Origin of the sequence: Bacillus sp. B.PNR1, assembly GCF_030386235.1 — a bacterium.
Lineage (GTDB): Bacteria > Bacillota > Bacilli > Bacillales > Bacillaceae > Bacillus > Bacillus stercoris.
The window spans coordinates 2,015,314-2,031,857 of sequence record NZ_JANYMN010000001.1; the positions used below are offsets into that span (position 1 = coordinate 2,015,314).

General features: G+C 43.8%; 22 protein-coding genes. 11 read left to right on the forward strand and 11 right to left on the reverse strand.

The window, feature by feature from the left end:
- Nucleotides 1–14: 14 nt before the first annotated feature.
- From NZD81_RS10570 to trpP, 3 genes are all read left to right on the forward strand, one after another.
- Nucleotides 15–452, forward strand: coding sequence for an HIT family protein (locus NZD81_RS10570; RefSeq protein WP_003233231.1), 438 nt, complete (start codon nt 15–17; stop codon nt 450–452).
- A 145-nt stretch (nt 453–597) separates the two neighbouring features.
- Nucleotides 598–1,677, forward strand: a complete 1,080-nt coding sequence (serC, locus tag NZD81_RS10575; RefSeq protein ID WP_041521287.1) for a 3-phosphoserine/phosphohydroxythreonine transaminase — start codon at nt 598–600, stop codon at nt 1,675–1,677.
- Between the two features lie 124 nt (nt 1,678–1,801).
- Nucleotides 1,802–2,320 carry a tryptophan transporter TrpP gene (gene trpP / locus NZD81_RS10580; protein WP_282374133.1) on the forward strand — a complete coding sequence of 173 codons (519 nt, stop codon included), beginning with the start codon at nt 1,802–1,804 and terminating at the stop codon, nt 2,318–2,320.
- A 74-nt stretch (nt 2,321–2,394) separates the two neighbouring features.
- Here trpP and yhzF read toward each other — a convergent pair whose 3' ends face one another.
- Nucleotides 2,395–2,586 (reverse strand): membrane protein YhzF, encoded by a 192-nt coding sequence (gene yhzF / locus NZD81_RS10585; protein WP_014663400.1) that lies wholly within the window; start codon nt 2,584–2,586, stop codon nt 2,395–2,397.
- Nucleotides 2,587–2,715: 129 nt separating this feature from the next.
- On the opposite strand from yhzF, the gene NZD81_RS10590 reads away from it, so the two are divergent.
- Both NZD81_RS10590 and NZD81_RS10595 read left to right on the forward strand, forming a co-directional pair.
- Nucleotides 2,716–3,072, forward strand: a complete 357-nt coding sequence (locus NZD81_RS10590) for a YtxH domain-containing protein (RefSeq protein WP_040083814.1) — start codon at nt 2,716–2,718, stop codon at nt 3,070–3,072.
- A gap of 178 nt (nt 3,073–3,250) precedes the next feature.
- The gene (locus NZD81_RS10595; RefSeq protein ID WP_014663398.1) at nt 3,251–3,862 is read left to right on the forward strand and encodes an HTH-type transcriptional regulator Hpr; all 612 of its coding nucleotides are present in this window, start codon (nt 3,251–3,253) and stop codon (nt 3,860–3,862) included.
- On the opposite strand, the gene NZD81_RS10600 is transcribed toward NZD81_RS10595, so the two are convergent.
- The gene (locus tag NZD81_RS10600) at nt 3,859–4,200 is read right to left on the reverse strand and encodes a YhaI family protein (RefSeq protein WP_014663397.1); all 342 of its coding nucleotides are present in this window, start codon (nt 4,198–4,200) and stop codon (nt 3,859–3,861) included. The two genes, NZD81_RS10595 and NZD81_RS10600, sit on opposite strands and share 4 nt — an antisense overlap.
- Nucleotides 4,201–4,407: 207 nt before the next feature.
- Between NZD81_RS10600 and NZD81_RS10605 the strand changes: the two genes are divergently transcribed.
- Nucleotides 4,408–4,926 carry a DUF3267 domain-containing protein gene (locus NZD81_RS10605; protein WP_040083567.1) on the forward strand — a complete coding sequence of 173 codons (519 nt, stop codon included), beginning with the start codon at nt 4,408–4,410 and terminating at the stop codon, nt 4,924–4,926.
- A 107-nt stretch (nt 4,927–5,033) separates the two neighbouring features.
- Nucleotides 5,034–5,216 carry a hypothetical protein gene (locus NZD81_RS10610; protein ID WP_024571667.1) on the forward strand — a complete coding sequence of 61 codons (183 nt, stop codon included), beginning with the start codon at nt 5,034–5,036 and terminating at the stop codon, nt 5,214–5,216.
- Between the two features lie 51 nt (nt 5,217–5,267).
- On the opposite strand, the gene yhzE2 is transcribed toward NZD81_RS10610, so the two are convergent.
- Together yhzE2 and yhzE1 are read right to left on the reverse strand one after the other, a co-directional pair.
- Nucleotides 5,268–5,354 (reverse strand): sporulation protein YhzE2, encoded by an 87-nt coding sequence (gene yhzE2 / locus NZD81_RS10615; protein WP_003155248.1) that lies wholly within the window; start codon nt 5,352–5,354, stop codon nt 5,268–5,270.
- Between the two features lie 124 nt (nt 5,355–5,478).
- Entirely contained in the window at nt 5,479–5,565 is an 87-nt protein-coding gene (yhzE1, locus tag NZD81_RS10620; RefSeq protein ID WP_003327753.1) for a sporulation protein YhzE1, read from the reverse strand.
- A 159-nt stretch (nt 5,566–5,724) separates the two neighbouring features.
- On the opposite strand from yhzE1, the gene NZD81_RS10625 reads away from it, so the two are divergent.
- Complete coding sequence (locus NZD81_RS10625) at nt 5,725–6,606, forward strand: peptidylprolyl isomerase (RefSeq protein WP_289860480.1); 882 nt, start codon at nt 5,725–5,727, stop codon at nt 6,604–6,606.
- Nucleotides 6,607–6,646: 40 nt separating this feature from the next.
- On the opposite strand, the gene yhaL is transcribed toward NZD81_RS10625, so the two are convergent.
- The 6 genes from yhaL to NZD81_RS10655 all read right to left on the reverse strand — a co-directional run bounded on the left by yhaL (nt 6,647) and on the right by NZD81_RS10655 (nt 14,377).
- Nucleotides 6,647–6,859, reverse strand: a complete 213-nt coding sequence (gene yhaL / locus NZD81_RS10630; protein WP_003233252.1) for a sporulation protein YhaL — start codon at nt 6,857–6,859, stop codon at nt 6,647–6,649.
- 125 nt (nt 6,860–6,984) lie between these two features.
- Entirely contained in the window at nt 6,985–7,929 is a 945-nt protein-coding gene (gene yhaM, locus NZD81_RS10635; protein WP_069149299.1) for a 3'-5' exoribonuclease YhaM, read from the reverse strand.
- 73 nt (nt 7,930–8,002) lie between these two features.
- Nucleotides 8,003–10,891: a DNA repair/recombination ATPase SbcE gene (gene sbcE / locus NZD81_RS10640; RefSeq protein ID WP_282374336.1), complete on the reverse strand. Its 2,889-nt coding sequence runs from the start codon at nt 10,889–10,891 to the stop codon at nt 8,003–8,005.
- A 4-nt stretch (nt 10,892–10,895) separates the two neighbouring features.
- Nucleotides 10,896–12,122, reverse strand: coding sequence for a metallophosphoesterase family protein (locus NZD81_RS10645; protein WP_282374131.1), 1,227 nt, complete (start codon nt 12,120–12,122; stop codon nt 10,896–10,898).
- A gap of 106 nt (nt 12,123–12,228) precedes the next feature.
- Entirely contained in the window at nt 12,229–13,488 is a 1,260-nt protein-coding gene (locus NZD81_RS10650) for an ABC transporter permease (RefSeq protein ID WP_134975681.1), read from the reverse strand.
- Nucleotides 13,481–14,377, reverse strand: coding sequence for an ABC transporter ATP-binding protein (locus tag NZD81_RS10655; RefSeq protein WP_040083572.1), 897 nt, complete (start codon nt 14,375–14,377; stop codon nt 13,481–13,483). Before NZD81_RS10655 ends, NZD81_RS10650 begins: the two co-directional genes overlap by 8 nt.
- A 128-nt stretch (nt 14,378–14,505) precedes the next feature.
- Between NZD81_RS10655 and NZD81_RS10660 the strand changes: the two genes are divergently transcribed.
- Nucleotides 14,506–14,691: a YhzD family protein gene (locus tag NZD81_RS10660; RefSeq protein WP_243572021.1), complete on the forward strand. Its 186-nt coding sequence runs from the start codon at nt 14,506–14,508 to the stop codon at nt 14,689–14,691.
- 20 nt (nt 14,692–14,711) lie between these two features.
- On the opposite strand, the gene NZD81_RS10665 is transcribed toward NZD81_RS10660, so the two are convergent.
- Nucleotides 14,712–15,479, reverse strand: a complete 768-nt coding sequence (locus NZD81_RS10665; protein ID WP_282374130.1) for an enoyl-CoA hydratase — start codon at nt 15,477–15,479, stop codon at nt 14,712–14,714.
- Nucleotides 15,480–15,643: 164 nt separating this feature from the next.
- Here NZD81_RS10665 and NZD81_RS10670 point away from each other — a divergent pair, with 164 nt between their 5' ends.
- Together NZD81_RS10670 and khtT are read left to right on the forward strand one after the other, a co-directional pair.
- Nucleotides 15,644–15,982: a hypothetical protein gene (locus NZD81_RS10670; RefSeq protein WP_014663387.1), complete on the forward strand. Its 339-nt coding sequence runs from the start codon at nt 15,644–15,646 to the stop codon at nt 15,980–15,982.
- 63 nt (nt 15,983–16,045) lie between these two features.
- Nucleotides 16,046–16,543 carry a K(+)/H(+) antiporter subunit KhtT gene (gene khtT, locus NZD81_RS10675; protein WP_014663386.1) on the forward strand — a complete coding sequence of 166 codons (498 nt, stop codon included), beginning with the start codon at nt 16,046–16,048 and terminating at the stop codon, nt 16,541–16,543.
- Nucleotide 16,544: the final 1 nt, after the last annotated feature.

Genomic DNA, 16,544 nt, shown 5'->3' on the forward strand with positions numbered 1-16,544 from the left:
AAGGAGGAACCCTCATGCATTGTGCAGAGAATTGTATCTTTTGTAAAATTATCGCCGGCGACATTCCATCCGCGAAGGTGTATGAAGATGAACATGTACTTGCCTTTCTTGATATCAGCCAAGTGACAAAAGGCCATACGCTTGTCATTCCGAAAACACATATTGAGAATGTGTATGAATTTACAGATGAATTAGCAAAACAATATTTCCATGCTGTTCCGAAAATCGCCCGCGCTATCCGGGATGAATTTGAACCGATCGGCTTAAATACGCTGAACAATAACGGAGAAAAAGCTGGACAATCTGTGTTCCACTACCATATGCATATTATCCCCCGCTATGGAAAAGGAGATGGATTCGGAGCGGTTTGGAAAACGCATGCTGATGATTATAAACCGGAAGATCTGCAGAATATCTCTTCCTCTATCGCAAAACGCCTGGCCTCATCATAAGATGAGGTTATTTTATTTGTGAACATTTCGCAAACATCCGTCAATTTCTTTTGATAATTCTAATTTTTTATCAAAAAACTGAATTTTTGTGATAGGATAATTGTATTATTTTATACATTAACGTGGAAAACAGGGAGAGATCATGATGGAACGTACAACGAATTTTAACGCAGGTCCTGCAGCGCTGCCATTGGAAGTTCTGCAAAAAGCACAGAAAGAATTTATTGATTTTAACGAATCCGGCATGTCTGTTATGGAGCTTTCCCACCGCAGCAAAGAGTATGAAGCGGTGCACCAAAAAGCGAAAAACCTCTTAATCGAACTGATGGGCATTCCGGAAGATTACGATATTTTGTTTCTTCAAGGCGGGGCGAGCCTTCAATTCTCAATGCTTCCGATGAACTTTTTAACACCTGAAAAAACCGCGCATTTTGTCATGACAGGTGCTTGGTCTGAAAAAGCACTGGCAGAGACGAAACTGTTCGGGAACACGTCTATCTCCGCTACAAGTGAAACAGACAATTACAGCTATATTCCGGAGATTGACCTTACGGATGTAAAAGACGGCGCATATTTACACATCACATCCAACAATACGATTTTCGGCACTCAGTGGCAGGAGTTCCCGAATTCCCCAATTCCGCTCGTCGCCGACATGTCCAGCGACATTTTGAGCAGAAAAATCGATGTGTCCAAATTTGACGTGATCTACGGAGGCGCCCAAAAGAACCTCGGCCCTTCCGGCGTGACTGTAGTTATCATGAAAAAAAGCTGGCTGCAAAATGAAAATGCGAACGTCCCAAAAATCTTGAAATATTCCACGCATGTCAAAGCGGATTCACTCTACAACACTCCGCCGACATTTGCGATTTATATGCTGAGCCTTGTTCTGGAGTGGCTGAAGGAAAACGGCGGTGTGGAAGCCGCTGAACAGCGCAATGAACAAAAAGCGCAGGTTCTCTACAGCTGTATTGATGAAAGCAACGGATTCTATAAAGGACATGCCAGAAAGGACAGCCGCTCACGCATGAATGTGACCTTCACGCTTCGGGATGACGAATTAACGAAAACATTCGTTCAAAAAGCAAAAGATGCGAAGATGGTCGGCCTTGGCGGACACCGTTCAGTGGGAGGCTGCCGCGCTTCTATTTATAACGCGGTGTCTCTTGAAGACTGTGAAAAACTAGCGGCGTTCATGAAGAAATTCCAGCAGGAAAATGAGTAAAAAGTCTGGCTATGCAAACCGTTCGTTTGGTATACTGTTTGCATAACACATTCTTATAAAGCCTTCGCAATAAATGATGAGCATATTATTGGAGGGCAAAAGCTTAGCAGAGGAGAGCATAGATATGAAAACAAAAGAGTTAGTCATTATGGCTCTGTTTGCCGCAATCGGCGCAGCGCTTCATTCCATTATTCCGCCCTTTTTAGGCGGCATGAAACCAGATATGATGCTGATCATGATGTTCATGGGCATTCTGCTGTTCCCGCGGGTGCAAAACGTACTCGTCATCGGGATGGTGACCGGAATCATTTCCGCGCTTACAACCGCATTTCCAGCCGGACAGATCCCTAACATCATCGACAAACCCGTATCAGCGTTTCTGTTCTTCTCCCTGTTTCTCTTGTTCAGAAAGAGCCGGAAAACAGGTGCAGCCGCTGTGCTGACAGTAATCGGGACCATCTTATCGGGAATTGTGTTTCTATCTTCAGCTTTATTGATCGTCGGTTTGCCTGGCGGTTTCGCCGCATTGTTCGCAGCCGTTGTTCTGCCGGCCGCTGTGCTGAATACAATCTCAATGATCATTATTTATCCGATTGTGCAAACCATTTTAAGACGTTCGAGCTTTATGGAAGCTGCTAAATAATTGTCACACAAAACCTCTTCCGCTTCCGGGAGAGGTTTTTTTAAAACAGAGCGCCCGCAGCATGTCAGCATGTTTTAAGCGAGGAGTTTTGTGAAAAAGATAAGACATAGTGTAAAGGCGGTTCCGGTTGAACAAACAAGCGCTTTTTGCCGGATCACCTTCTTGGGCGGATAAGAAGCAGCCTGGCTGAGAAGTCTGATATAGTAAACAGCGCCTGTAGCGAAGGCAAGGGTGATGCAGGATAACACAATCAAAAAGACAGACAACCTTCTCCCTCCTTTTCACTTAAAAAATATGCTAAAATAAAGCAAGCTATGTATAGAAGTTCAGGCTTTCAACAAAAATGAAAAATGCTGAATGAATCCTATTTTGAAGAAAAAGACGGGGTGATTGTAATGGCGAGCGGACGTTCTCTATTAACAGGACTATTCGTAGGCGGCATTATCGGAGGAGCAGCGGTTCTTCTTACTGCACCTTCCTCAGGAAAGCAGCTGCGTGAAAAAATGAAGACCAATTATGATTCTTTAGAAGAAACGATCAAACGCTTAAAATCAGACGGGCTTGCGTTAAAAGACCAGCTGATCAAGGCGGCAAAAGAAAGCACAGATGTGATTAAAGACGTAGGCGGCGAGCTCCAAACGTCAATTAAAAAATGGCAGGAAGAGATCAAGCCTCACCAGCAGGATCTGCAAAAAGAAATTGCTGATATTGAAGAGAAAATCAGACAGCTGGAGAAAACCTTACAAAACTAATATCCTATTCAAAAGAAAAAAATGCGGGCCGAAATTGGACCCGTATTTTTTTTAGGCCGATAAACCCTTCCGCCACAATGGTTTGTGAATTTATTAAAAAATTCTTACATTTTCATCTTTATTAATCTTTATTTTATTGGCATAATAGAGAAAAAGAAAAAGAGAAGCAGGTGACGTAATGAATCGAGTGGAACCGCCCTATGATGTGAAAGAAGCTCTGGTCTTCACCCAGAAAATGGCTCAGCTTAGCAAGGCTCTTTGGAAATCGATCGAGAAGGATTGGCAGCAATGGCTCAAACCGTATGACCTGAATATTAATGAGCATCATATTTTATGGATTGCGTATCAATTGAATGGAGCTTCCATTTCTGAAATCGCGAAATTCGGGGTCATGCACGTATCAACCGCATTCAACTTTTCAAAAAAGCTGGAAGAACGGGGATATTTAAGATTCTCCAAACGGCTGAACGATAAACGGAACACATACGTCCAATTGACTGAGGAAGGCACCGAGGTATTCTGGAGCTTGCTTGAGGAATTTGATCCGACACGAAACGCTGTTTTTAAAGGGTCACAGCCTCTGTACCATTTATTCGGAAAATTCCCTGAAGTGGCAGAAATGATGTGTATGATACGCCATATCTACGGCGATGATTTTATGGAAATTTTCGAAACGTCACTCACCAATATTGACAATGACTTTGAAAGCGTAAACGGAAAACTGAAGAAAAAAGCAAAGGACAGTACGGCGGATGAACCGGCAGAAGAGCTCGAACCTGTAAACAGTTAATCAAAATGCTTCATGATGTCGATAAAGACTTCCATCAGCTCTTGGTAAAGCCCCTGCTCGTACAGGGCAAAAATCGTTTCATGAACATCTAACTTTTCATTCAGCTGTCCGGCAAAAAGCGCAAGGAGCTTATCAAAGGTTACAAATCCTTGCGCTTTTTGTGTTGCCAGCTCTTCCGACAATTCATCGCATATCCCCATAACCTCTTCCCCTTCTTCCTTGCTCAGCCCTTTATCAATGAGAAGCGCATAGAAGGGGTACCTGTCCATATCTACTGTTTTCACTAATAATTGTATGTAATATTCTAATCGCTCAATGCGATGATCCATCGAATCCATCCACACCACTTCTTTCTATCTTTAATCTTATTTTAGCTGATAATTCACTGAGAAGAAAGTTCTAACCCCATATTTCGCAGTTTGTTTGCTTGTTTCAAAAAAATACCTGCCGGATGATATTTTTTCTTAAAAAAGCATTGATTTTTTCTCTTGGGAGGAGTAAATTATTTTGAGATTCTACTCAAGATGTATGGAAGGATGACTTTGATGAATTGCTGGAAGACCATAAATCTCATGAAGGATTATGGCGCCGTTCGCATAATATTAACTGCTGTATGTTTTATGATTTTGGTTTTTATCTCTACCTTTTTAGCTTTTGAGTTGCTGCGGCCTGGCACAAGCTTAAGCGATGAATATGTACCTTTATTCGGCGGTTTGCTCGTCGTTATTTTATTTGTACATAAAGTCATCCATGTCCTGCCAATCATCTGCAAAAAAAGAAAAATAGAAAAAAAGTTTTACATATTGCGCATGCGTACATGGAAACGAATACCAAAAACAACAATGCTGATTTCACTGGTAAGCCCGTTCTTGCTGATTACACCGGTATTGTTTTACGCCGCACTGGCGTTTCCGAATCACGCTCATTATTTCTGCATGATCTCGGGCATTCACGCCGGCTACTGTCTGCCTGACTTCCTGCTGGCCCTCAAGCTGATAAAAGCGCCGAAAACCGCTTTTATTGATCAGGAAGCAGACGGCTTGGATATTCTTGTTGAAAAGTAGCCACCCCCTGGTGCTGGCAGCGATTTTTCAATTTACATTCTATCTTTTTTAATAAATATTTGGTAATGTAATATGGGACAGTTCAGAGAGAGGGGGAATCTCCCATCATTTTATTCTATTTTATCGTGGCTGCCGTGTTTATTTTATATTTCATAAACAGGCTCACCAATACATTATGCCTTGTCAGAGAGATTCCTGAAGAGCGGCAAGATAAGGTATTCCGATTTATTAATGTATCTATATTAATTTTACTGATCTCTTCGTTTGTGGAGATCTCCTTTACAGTGTAAAAACGAAAGAAAGCATAGCTGCGATTGGGCAGCTATGCTTTTTTATGTTGATTAGTACAGCCAAGAAGCGCCGATGATAATCAATAAAATAAATAACACAACCAATAAAGCGAATCCGCCTGCAAAAACTTCACCCATCTTAAAAAGCACCTCCTGTAAAAAACTTTATTTACCAATTACATGTTATGCAATTCATGTTTGAAACGATTAGGCGCTAGTGAAAATAAAGGATCGCTTATGTTGCAAGCGATCCCCGGGCTGCTTAGTAGATGTAAGCTGCACCTACGATGATAAGCAAAATGAACAGTACTACGAGCAACGCGAATCCGTTAGAGTATCCTCCGCTCATGTTACATACCTCCTTTTCTTGATCAATATATAAGTATGCCATCAGCAAAAGTTTGACTAGACGAATGCCCTTTATTTAAAATCTTTTTACAGAAAGCCACAATATGTTATGATACGCATAGGTAATTTAATTTGGAATGATTAGGAGTGTTTGAAAACCATGAAAAAAATCGCAATAGCAGCTATCACTGCTACAAGCATCCTCGCTCTCAGTGCTTGCAGCAGCGGCGACAAAGAAGTCATCGCAAAAACAGACGCAGGCGATGTAACTAAAGGCGAGCTTTACACAAACATGAAGAAAACTGCTGGCGCAAGCGTCCTGACACAGCTGGTGCAAGAAAAAGTGTTGGACAAGAAGTATAAAGTTTCGGATAAAGAAATTGACAACAAGCTGAAAGAATACAAAACGCAGCTTGGGGATCAATATACTGCCCTCGAAAAGCAATATGGCAAGGATTACCTGAAAGAACAAGTAAAATATGAATTGCTGACACAAAAAGCGGCTAAAGATAACATCAAAGTAACAGATGATGAAATTAAAGAATACTGGGAAGGCTTAAAAGGCCAGATTCGCGCAAGCCATATCGTTGTCGCTGATAAAAAGACAGCTGAAGAAGTAGAGAAAAAGCTGAAAAAAGGCGAAAAGTTTGAAGATCTTGCGAAAGAATACTCAACAGACTCCACTGCATCAAACGGTGGTCAGCTGGGCTGGATTTCAAAAGATAACGAACAACTGGATTCCACATTCAGAAAAGCTGCATTCAAGTTGAAAACAAACGAAGTCAGCGATCCTGTGAAAACACAATTTGGCTATCATATCATTAAAAAGACCGAAGAACGCGGCAAATACGATGATATGAAAAAAGAACTGAAATCTGAAGTGCTTGAACAAAAACTAAATGACAGCAATGCCGTTCAGGAAGCTGTTCAAAAAGTCATGAAGAAGGCTGACATCGAAGTAAAAGATAAAGATCTGAAAGATACATTTAATACATCTTCAACAAGCAACAGCACTTCTTCATCTTCAAGCAGTTCTAAGTAATAAAAAAGCTGTGCAGGCTCATTGAGCCGCACAGCTTTTTTTATGCGATGGAATGGTTTTGATTTTCTTCTTCATGCTGCTGAGAACTGCGGCGTTCTCGCTCCTTTTCCATCCTCTCCATATAAATTTGCCCTTCTTTTTCAATAAAAGCCTGGTCTACTTTTTCTTCCTCTTTGGCTGCCGCCACAAGTTTATATGCGCTGAAAATGATGCCTACAATACAAAGATACACCCACCATGGAAAAAATAACACGGGCTCCTCCCCCTTTTGCATAGATTCTTTATTCTTAACCATATGCGGGAATGAGACGAGTTATGTGCGGGAAAGACGCATCAAAAAGGACTGAGCTGAATATGTCAGCATCAGTCCTTTTTAAGTTATTTATGAAATGTCGGTTTATAAAAGGAACGGTTTTCCAGCGCAAATACACGTTCAGTATACTCGCCCGGCTTCACGCGCTCAAGCGCTCTGTCCATCATATTCATTTTTGCATCCAGGTTGTCTATATAGTGAAGAATTTCCGCTTCTTTCACCATCGGCGGTTTCGGACTGCCCCATTCCGCTTTACCATGGTGACTTAAAATCAAGTGCTGAAGAATTAACACCTCTTCAGAATCAATTTGAAGCTCCTCAGCCGCTTTTGAAAGCTCTGTCACCATAATCGAAATATGGCCGAGCAAATTGCCTTCAACCGTGTATGAAGTGGAAACAGGGCCGGACAGCTCCTTCACTTTTCCAAGATCATGCAGAATAACACCGGCATAAAGCAGATCACGATCAAGAGACGGATATAAATCTGCTATTGATTTTGCCAGGTTCAGCATAGAGACAACATGATACGCCAAACCTGAGACAAACTCGTGGTGGTTTTTCGTAGCCGCCGGATAATCCATAAATTCAGCTTCATGTTTTTTCACTAAAAACCTTGTGATTCGCTGGATATTCGGATTTTTCATTTCAAATATATATTGAGTGATGGTATCCATCATTTCATTTTTCGGAATCGGTGCAGTTTCTAGAAAATCATCAATATTGACGTTTTCATTTTCGCTTACTGGTCTGATATTTCTTAGCTTCAGCTGGGTGCGTCCGCGATAATGGTGAACATCGCCGACAACCTTGACAATCGTCTGCGGCGCATAGGTCACTTCATCACTTTGCTTGGCATCCCACAGCTTTGCTTCAATATCGCCTGACTGGTCTTGCAGCATCAGCGTCAAAAACGGTTTTCCATTGCTTGCAATCCCTTTCGTCGAGGATTTAATCAATAGATACTGGTCCACCTGTTCGCCAACCTCATGTAGCATAATCCCTTTAGCCATTCTATTAAAGCTCCCTCCGTATCTTACATAATACCAGTATATCACATACCGATTTTCAGCTATAGAACCTCTTTTATGACACCAAATGGATAGTTTGGCTGCTATGAAATGCATCTTTCACATGGTCATGGCATGTAAAATACAAAATCTGCCTTCCGCCTTCGGTTAAATCATACAGAACATGTAATACACGTTTCAGCCTTTCCTGATCAAAATGAACAAAGCTGTCGTCAAGCTGAAACGGAAGCTTTGACCCATCCTGGCGCGTAACAGCCAGAGCAAATCGGATCGCTGTATACAGCTGTTCACACGTCCCTTGTGACAGCTCTTCCGCATGATAGACAGTTCCATCGCGATGCATAACCATGATCGAATCATCCGTTTCGGAAAAATAAATGGTTTGGTAGCTTCCGTCAGTCAGGGGGCGGAAGAATTCTCCTGCTGTCTCCAGAAGGCGCGGAAGCTCGATTTTTTTATGCCGCTCCAATTTGTTTTTGATCACCTGTTTGACCATTTGTATGGAGGCCCATTTTTTAGCCGTTTCTTTGACACGTTCTTTTTGCATTTCGGTTTGAAGCTTGAGATCTGACACCAATCCCGAAGCCTCTAATTGTTCCTGTTTGACTAAGAGCAGTGCGATTTGGCTGCGGAGCTGCTCGATCTCCTCAGTCAGCCGCTCTTTTCTTTCATTCTCGATGACTTGCTTGTTTTTCAATTCAGAAAGCGTATTGGAATCCGCCAGTTCAAGTTCCTCTGGGTACCCGCCTTGAAGCTGTGCGTTTACGTGATAAAGCTTGTTCTCCGTATCCTTCAATTGCCTGCTGATGTCGGCTGTGGCAAAAAACGCATCTCTGTCTTTTGCAGCAGCCGCGGCAAATAACTGTTCGATCTGTACGTGAAAATACTGTATTTCTTGCTCAAGCTCAAGCATCTGTTCCTTTGTATAATGAATATCTGTTTCAATTTCCTTTTTTTGCTTCTCAATTTCTTTTTCACGCTCAATGTTTTTCCGCAATGTGTGAAGGGCGTCCGAGATGGAGATGTCCTGACTATGAGGATGCAGCATGCTGATGCGTTCTTCGAATGTTCTCCGGTGCTTTTTCAGCCTGCCTGCTTCAATAGTCAGCTCATGCTTTTTCCTCACTTCTTTTTTGACATCCTTCATTAAGCTGTATGCATCAAGCAAAAACGATGGATCTTCGTTAAATCTGAGCTCATTCATAAAACGCTCGACCTGTGTTAAGGACGGGGCCATATCGGCTTCCCACTGTTCAAACTGCTGGATGACCCTTTCATACGCCGCCTCTTTTTGCTGAAGCGCTGCTCGCAGCGTGAGAAGATGCTGTTTATTGCGGTCGTCCTCCCATAACGCTTCTCTCAGCTTTTCAGCTTCTGCTGGTGAAATATCCGTCATTGGCTGTCTTGTCTCCCGGCTGTTTCGAGAAGACGTTTTTTTTCCTGATAAAAGCCAATACACAATAAGTGCAGCGCCGATACTGATGGCGGGAATCACCTGCTGCAGCAGAAAAAAGAGAACGATGAAGAACATACCAGCTGCAATGACAGTCTTTCTCTGTTTAGCCTGCTGTCTTTCAAAAAACGTTAGCTGCTCTCTCAGCTGTGCTTGCTTTTGGTGCTGCCCTTGTGTTTCATCATATGCGCTAAGTGCCGCTTCTTTATCTTTTCTTTGGCTGTCTTCAAGAATGGCGGACGAAGCGGCATGAACGGCTTTTTCTGCGTCTTCCAGCTCTTGCCGGGCAAGTTCAAACGTCTCGTCAAGCTGCCGTTTTCTGTCTCTTGCCTGTACATATTGCTGCACCGCTTGCTGAAGCTGCCATTCATAATCATATGACGTGTTCATATTCAGGAGCTCATTTTCATCTGTTTTATTGAGCTGTTCGAGACCTGCCGCTGTCTGTGCAGACGACTGGCGCAGCTGTGCCTGAATGGCTGCCAGCTGTTCTCCCCATGATTGGTACACATGAAATGATGCCGAAAGCTCTTGTATCAGCGTTTCTTTCGCCAATAGTTCTTTATCTGGGGTAAGCTTTTGCCTCTGTTTGTCCAGCTCTGCCATCTTCACCCGAAGCGCCTCAAGCTGTGCGGATTTCGGGTGAAGGTGGGATTCATATTTTTCCAGCTGGTGCAGTGCGTCAGCCGGAAATTGTCCTGCATGTTCCGGAAATTCCGCAATCACCTGTTCGAGTGTCGCTTTTTCATTCAACAGCGGCTTTCGCTCAATCGCTCCCTCTATCATTCGGATATGCTTCGCCGTCTCTTTCAATTCGGTTTCCGCGGCTGCAAGGCGGGCTTCAAACGTTCGTTTTTCCTCAAGAAGCTGATGATAGCCCGCTTCCTCTGCTTCAGCCTGTTTTAGCTTCACTGCCAGCTGCTTAAGCGTTTCCAGCTCCTGATTCAATTGAGGGTTTCGTCCGTTTGGTTTATAGAGCCTTTCGCTTTCCTTCGTCAGCCTTGAATCAAGCTTTGATACGGCTTCAGCTCCAAACAAACTGGAGAATAGCAAAAATTCCCCTATCTTGTCCCGGTTAAAAGCATGAATTTCCTGCAAGCCGAATACATCAAACGAATAAATGGCTTTGTACAACGACCTGTCTGTGCCCTGGAACAGTCGTTTTAAAACATCTCCATCCTTTACTTCGCCCTTTTCTGTATACACTCTTAACTTTTCGGCAGTCCCTTTCGTCCGTTCGATCTTCAGCACCCCATACTCAGGATGTTCAGCTTCAAGAATACCACCGTAGACACCGCCTGATTTCGGTTCATATTTTTTCGTTTTCGGAAAACCGAACAGCATGCTTTCAATAAATGACATCATCGTCGTTTTTCCTGCCTCATTTAATCCGTAGATAACTTGGACAGGAGAGGCGGAAAAATGAAAGGTTCGATTAGAAAATTTTCCATATTGGTAGATGTGTAAAGATATAATTCGCAAAGCTGTCACCGCCTCATGGTTCAAGCACCTTAAGCTGCTTTTTCAATAAAATTTGTGCCTGTTCTTTTATTTCCTTTACCTCCTCTTGGCTAAACCGGTCTGCGTGCCTTCTATACACTGGATGCCGCTCAAGCCCTTCCAGCACGTCTGACAGATCGCTGCGATCTATGTCTTCAAATAAACCGCCAAAAAAAGGATCAAGATTTGTTACGTTAGCTTCGTTTTCTGTCTCATCATCCAATGCTAGAGGCCAAACGAACCGTTCCTCCTCCGCTTCTTGCTCCTGAAGCGTTTCAAGAAACTCTTCCAAGGTGCCTTTTGGCGCCTTCAGCAGCCATTCTGGCGCAGTTCCTTGTAAAACAATCCTTACACAAACAGGGCTCCCCTTTTTTCGCAGCTTCGAAAACGTGTCCTCCACCATTTGGAAGAGAACGGTCATATTCTTTGCCTCCGTCACATCTACCGCTGCTTTTTCCCACAGGACATCATGAGCTCTCTGAAATTCATAAGATATTTCTCCGTTTGTCACATGAACGAGATAATAGCCTTTTTCTCCCGTCTCCTTCATATGGCGTGCTTGCGTGTTTCCCGGGTAAATGACTGCTGGGTGCTCGGCAGATAGAACCTGGCGTTTATGTATATGGCCAAGCGCCCAATAATCCATCCCGCTTTTCACGAGGTCATCATGTGTAAACGGGCAATACGGATCGTGTCCTTCAGATCCAGACAGCGTGCCGTGGAGCATACCAATATGAAACGGTGCGTCAGTTGATCTCCGATAGCGGGCGGCTTGGTTTTCCGTCACGGCTCTGGCCTGATAGCTGAATCCGTAAATGCTCGCTATACGCCTGCCTTCTTTAAAAAACGATTTTTCTTCTGGAACAGCGGACGAAAAAATATGGACATTCTCAGGCCATTCAATCGGCGTCCATTCCCCGCCAAGATGATCGTGATTCCCAAAAATGACGTACACCGAAATTCCGCACTCTCTGAGTCTTTCAAACTGCTTTTTCAAAAAGAGCTGGGCCTTTAAGCTTCGGTTGGCTTCGTCAAACAGATCCCCCGCCAGCAAAATGAAATCAACGTGTTCTCTCATTGCGGCGTTTATTATATGTCTCACGCTTGCAAACGTGCTTTCTTTAATCCGGGCAAAAATCGGCTCCGGCAGATGCGATATCCCGTAAAACGGGCTGTCAAGATGAAGATCTGCCGCATGAATAAAGGTTAGATCAGTCAACATTCTGCTCCTTTCCAGGATGAAGTACCCTTATTTTAGCACCGAATTCTTGCGAATGCACGTTCTGTCAATAAAGAAACAGCCTGAGAATCCCCAGGCTGTTTTCCAATCAGTTTTTCGCTAAACGAAGCGCTTGTTTGATCGCTTTGAACGCGCTTGAATTGCTGTAAATCAATACACCGCCTTTATAAATTCTGGCGCCGATAACAGCCAGGATGACAATGGTGAGCAGTGTGATTCCGATTCCGGCTGCCGCCTGCCAGAATGGAATATCAAGCATGCCGACGCGCAAGAACATAATCATTGGCGTAAAGAACGGAATAAACGAAGTTACCGTAATAAATCCTGCGTCAGGCGCATTCAATCCGAACATCGCGATCATAAAACCCGCGACAACCAAAAGCGTCATCGGCGTGATCGTTTGCTGCACGTCCTCTATTCTGCTGACAACGCTGCCGAGAAACGCGGCAAGTGTCGCGTACAAAAAGTATCCGAGCAAAAAGAAAATGACAGCATAGATGACAGTGGTTGCAGATACGTCGGTCAAATTAAGGAATCCGCCGACAGATGAAGCCGTTTCGCTCTTTTGGTTCAGCTTAAGCGACAGAGAGCCGGCTCCTATAATAATAGCAAGCTGTGTGATCCCGACAAGCCCGATACCAAGCAGCTTTGCAAACATTTGCTGGATCGGCGGCATACTTGAGATCAGGATTTCCATGACCCGCGAAGATTTTTCAGTTGCGACCTCCATCGCAATCATGCTGGCATACATAATCACTGAAAAATAAATGACAAACAGCATAATGTAAACAAGCCCTACCGTCTGGCCAAGCTCTTCCTCAGACTTCGCTCCTTCTTTCAGCGCCTGCTGCCCAACAGTAACGGGCGCATAAAGGCTGCTGATCGTTTCCTGCGACACGCCGAGCTCCGCCGTTCCGACAGCCGTTTTGGTTTGCGTCAGCGCCTGCTGCAGCGTTTGATACGTGCTTTCATCAGAAATCGTTAACGCTTTATATGTTCCTGAAATGGTCCCTTTTTCATCTCGTTTGATGATGAGCATGCCATCGAACGCTTCATCTTTGACTTGCTTTGTCACCTCATCCTCCGATTGCTTCGACAGCTTCACCTCAAGATCGCCGTCTGTATCGACCGCTTTCAGCTGCTTTGAAAAAATCGGATATAATTCGTTTGTTTCATCAATAACAGCGATTTTTTCTTTCGCATCGTCACCTTGAAACAAAGAAATGATCGACTCCAGATTCGTTACAGCTAAAACAAGCAGCACCGTGATGACAGTCGAAATAATAAAGGATTTTGCCATAATCTTATTTTTGTATGTATGAGAGAGCATGATCCAAAATTTATTCATAGACGGCCCCCACCTTTTCTATAAAAATATCATGCAGTGACGGCTCTTCAAGCTCAAATTTTCTGATAAATCCTTTTCCCTGAAGCATCGCAAAAATCTCTTGAGAGATGTCTTCATTGGCGATCTGCAGCTTGACGCCGTCGGCCGTTTCCTTCCATTGAAGAATACCCTCATGAGACTGCAAAAAGCGCAGATCGTCATCGGAGTGAATGGTAACATTCTTTTTACCGAAGGAGCGCTTTATCTCCTTCAGCTTGCCTTGCACGACCGGTCTTCCTTTCTGCAATATGCAAAGGTTCTCACAGAGCTCCTCCACATGTTCCATCCGATGGCTTGAAAATAAAATAGAAACGCCGCTGTTTTTCAGCGAGATCACAGCCTCTTTTAACAGCTCAACATTGACAGGGTCCAGGCCGCTGAAAGGTTCATCAAGAATCAGCAGCTCCGGCTTATGCAAAACTGCCGAAATGAATTGGATTTTCTGCTGATTCCCCTTTGAAAGCTCTTCCACCTTCTTATTCTCGTAATCTGTAATATTGAAGCGTTCAAGCCATGTCCCAAGCTCTTTTACAGCCTCCCGCTTCTCCATCCCTTTTAATCTGGCGAGATAGACAAGCTGATCCTTTACCTTCATTTTCGGATAAAGACCCCGCTCTTCCGGCAAATAACCGATTTTGTTGCTGATATGATAATTCACAGGACGGCCCTTCCAGCTGATTGAGCCCTCCGTAATGCTTAATAATCCTAGGATCATGCGAAACGTCGTCGTTTTTCCCGCTCCGTTTGCGCCTAACAGACCGAACATTTGCTGTTCCGGAATATCTAAGTCCAATCCGTCAACAGCTTTGTAATCTCCGAATGTCTTCGTTACGTGATCAATTGTAAGCACCGAATCTCCTCCTTCCCTGACCCATTATATACTAATTTTGGATGAAACATAATAGAGGATTTTCATTTCCTGGTTAGAATATAAATGAAGAAAGACTGATAAATCATGAAAAATGGAGGAGAAACCTGATGGCTGATTATTTCCTAACCGTTTTTGATCGTTCGGGGAACACACTGGTAAACGAGCGATTCGAGGCGGAAAATGAAGAAGCGGCAAAAACGCATGGTGAAGTTATCTTAAAAGAAAAAGAGCTTCACAGTCATACTCATCGTTTAGTCAATGCAGCCGGAAAGCTGATTTTGTTTCACAGATGATCAGCTTTCCGGCTGATCTGTTACGCTTGAAACTTCGGCTCCCGTTTCTCTAAAAAGGCACGGATTCCTTCTTGATGATCCTTAGTCATTCTCATTTTCTCTTGTGCGTTGCGCTCAAGAGAAAGCACCTTTTTCAGTTCTTCAAGATGGAGGCTTTGAAAGATGGCTTTCGTTTCGATCATCGCCAAAAGAGGTGAAGCCAACAGGGTTTCGATAATGGGTCTTGCACCTTCGGCAGGATCTCCGGTAAATGTTCCATCTAGAAGCCCCATATCGGCAGCTTCAGAGGCAGATAGTTTTTTCCCGCTCCAAATCAGCTTTTTTGCTTTTGCTTCGCCGATTCTTTTCTTCAGCAAATAATGTCCGCCGCCGTCCGGAACAAGCCCAATGCCAATAAAATTCATCGCGAGAACGGCGTTTTTTTCAGCGAGCACAATGTCCGCACAAAGCGCCAAGCTCAGGCCCAGCCCCGCAGCAGCACCGTGAATGGCTGCAATTGTCACTTTCTTCATCTGGTATAACTTCAGGGTGACAGCCTCAATCGTATCCATCAGTCGTTTAAATTGATCAGGTTCATGCTCTGACGTCATCATCCTGATATCACCGCCGGCGGAAAAGCCTTTCCCGCTTCCTCTCAGGAGAACAATGAGCGCCTCGCTTGCAGCCACCATTTCGACTGCCTCCTTCAATTCAGCCAGCATCTGTTCATTCAGGGCGTGATGGGCATCAGGGCGATTCAGGATAATCTCCGCAACAGCCCCATCACATTCATATTGAATAAACTCCATATGAAGCACCTCCATGTATACGCTTTCTTTTTTCTTTCTCCTATACATTCCCCGTCATCCCCAAATAAACCTTCATATTTTTCAAGGTCAATAGATACTGAAAAATGCATATTGTTTGAATGAACACATAAAGTTTTATATAGTGAAAAAGAAGGGATATCTTGATGGGAAAGGAGGAAAGAAACATGGATAAATTGCTGATCAGTTTTCTGTTAAGTTTATTTATGGTGTACTTTCCCCCTTCGGACGTGGTTCTGCCTTCCCAGCTTGAAGCAAGCTCTGACAGCTATGTGCCTATGTCTTCATATCCGCAGGAAACACAATCGGCAAAAACACCGTCGCCGGGCAGCGTGCACCCTGCTGAGCTGATCAACGCGTACAGCCCGCTGTCGCACTCTATCAGGCAGCTCTCTGTCAAGCCCCTTGACGAACCGCTGATAAACAGGCTGGAAAAAGCTTTTGCCGCCCCTGTCAAATACCAGTCTAATTACCTCCGAATATAATTTGCTCAAGTTTTATTTGTAACTCATCCCATCTTGCCAACACGACATTCGGAGGGATTTTCATTGAATATTAAAGAAAACGATCTGCCGGGCATCGGCAAAAAGTTTGAAATCGAAACGAGAAACCGCGAAAAAATGACGATAATCATTCATGATGACGGAAGAAGGGAAATTTACCGGTTTAATGACCGAGACCCGGATGAGCTCCTTTCAAATATTTCATTGGATGATTCTGAGGCAAGGCAAATTGCAGCTATTCTCGGAGGCATGGTCTATAAACCGCAAGCTCTGGAGTCCATCGAAATGGCCTTCAGCGATCTTATTATTGAATGGTTTAAGGTCGAAAAAGGCGCCAAATCGATCGGGCGCACACTCGGAGAGCTTGATGTCCGCCAGAACTACGATGTCACTGTGATTGCCATCATCAAACACAATCAGGAAAAGCTCCTAAATCCCGGAGCCGATTCGATTATTGAAGAAAATGACACCCTTGTCCTCTCAGGTGAGAGAAAGCATCTGAAGAAACTGATTCACGATTTTCTTTCTGGAGAGGGCGTGTGAG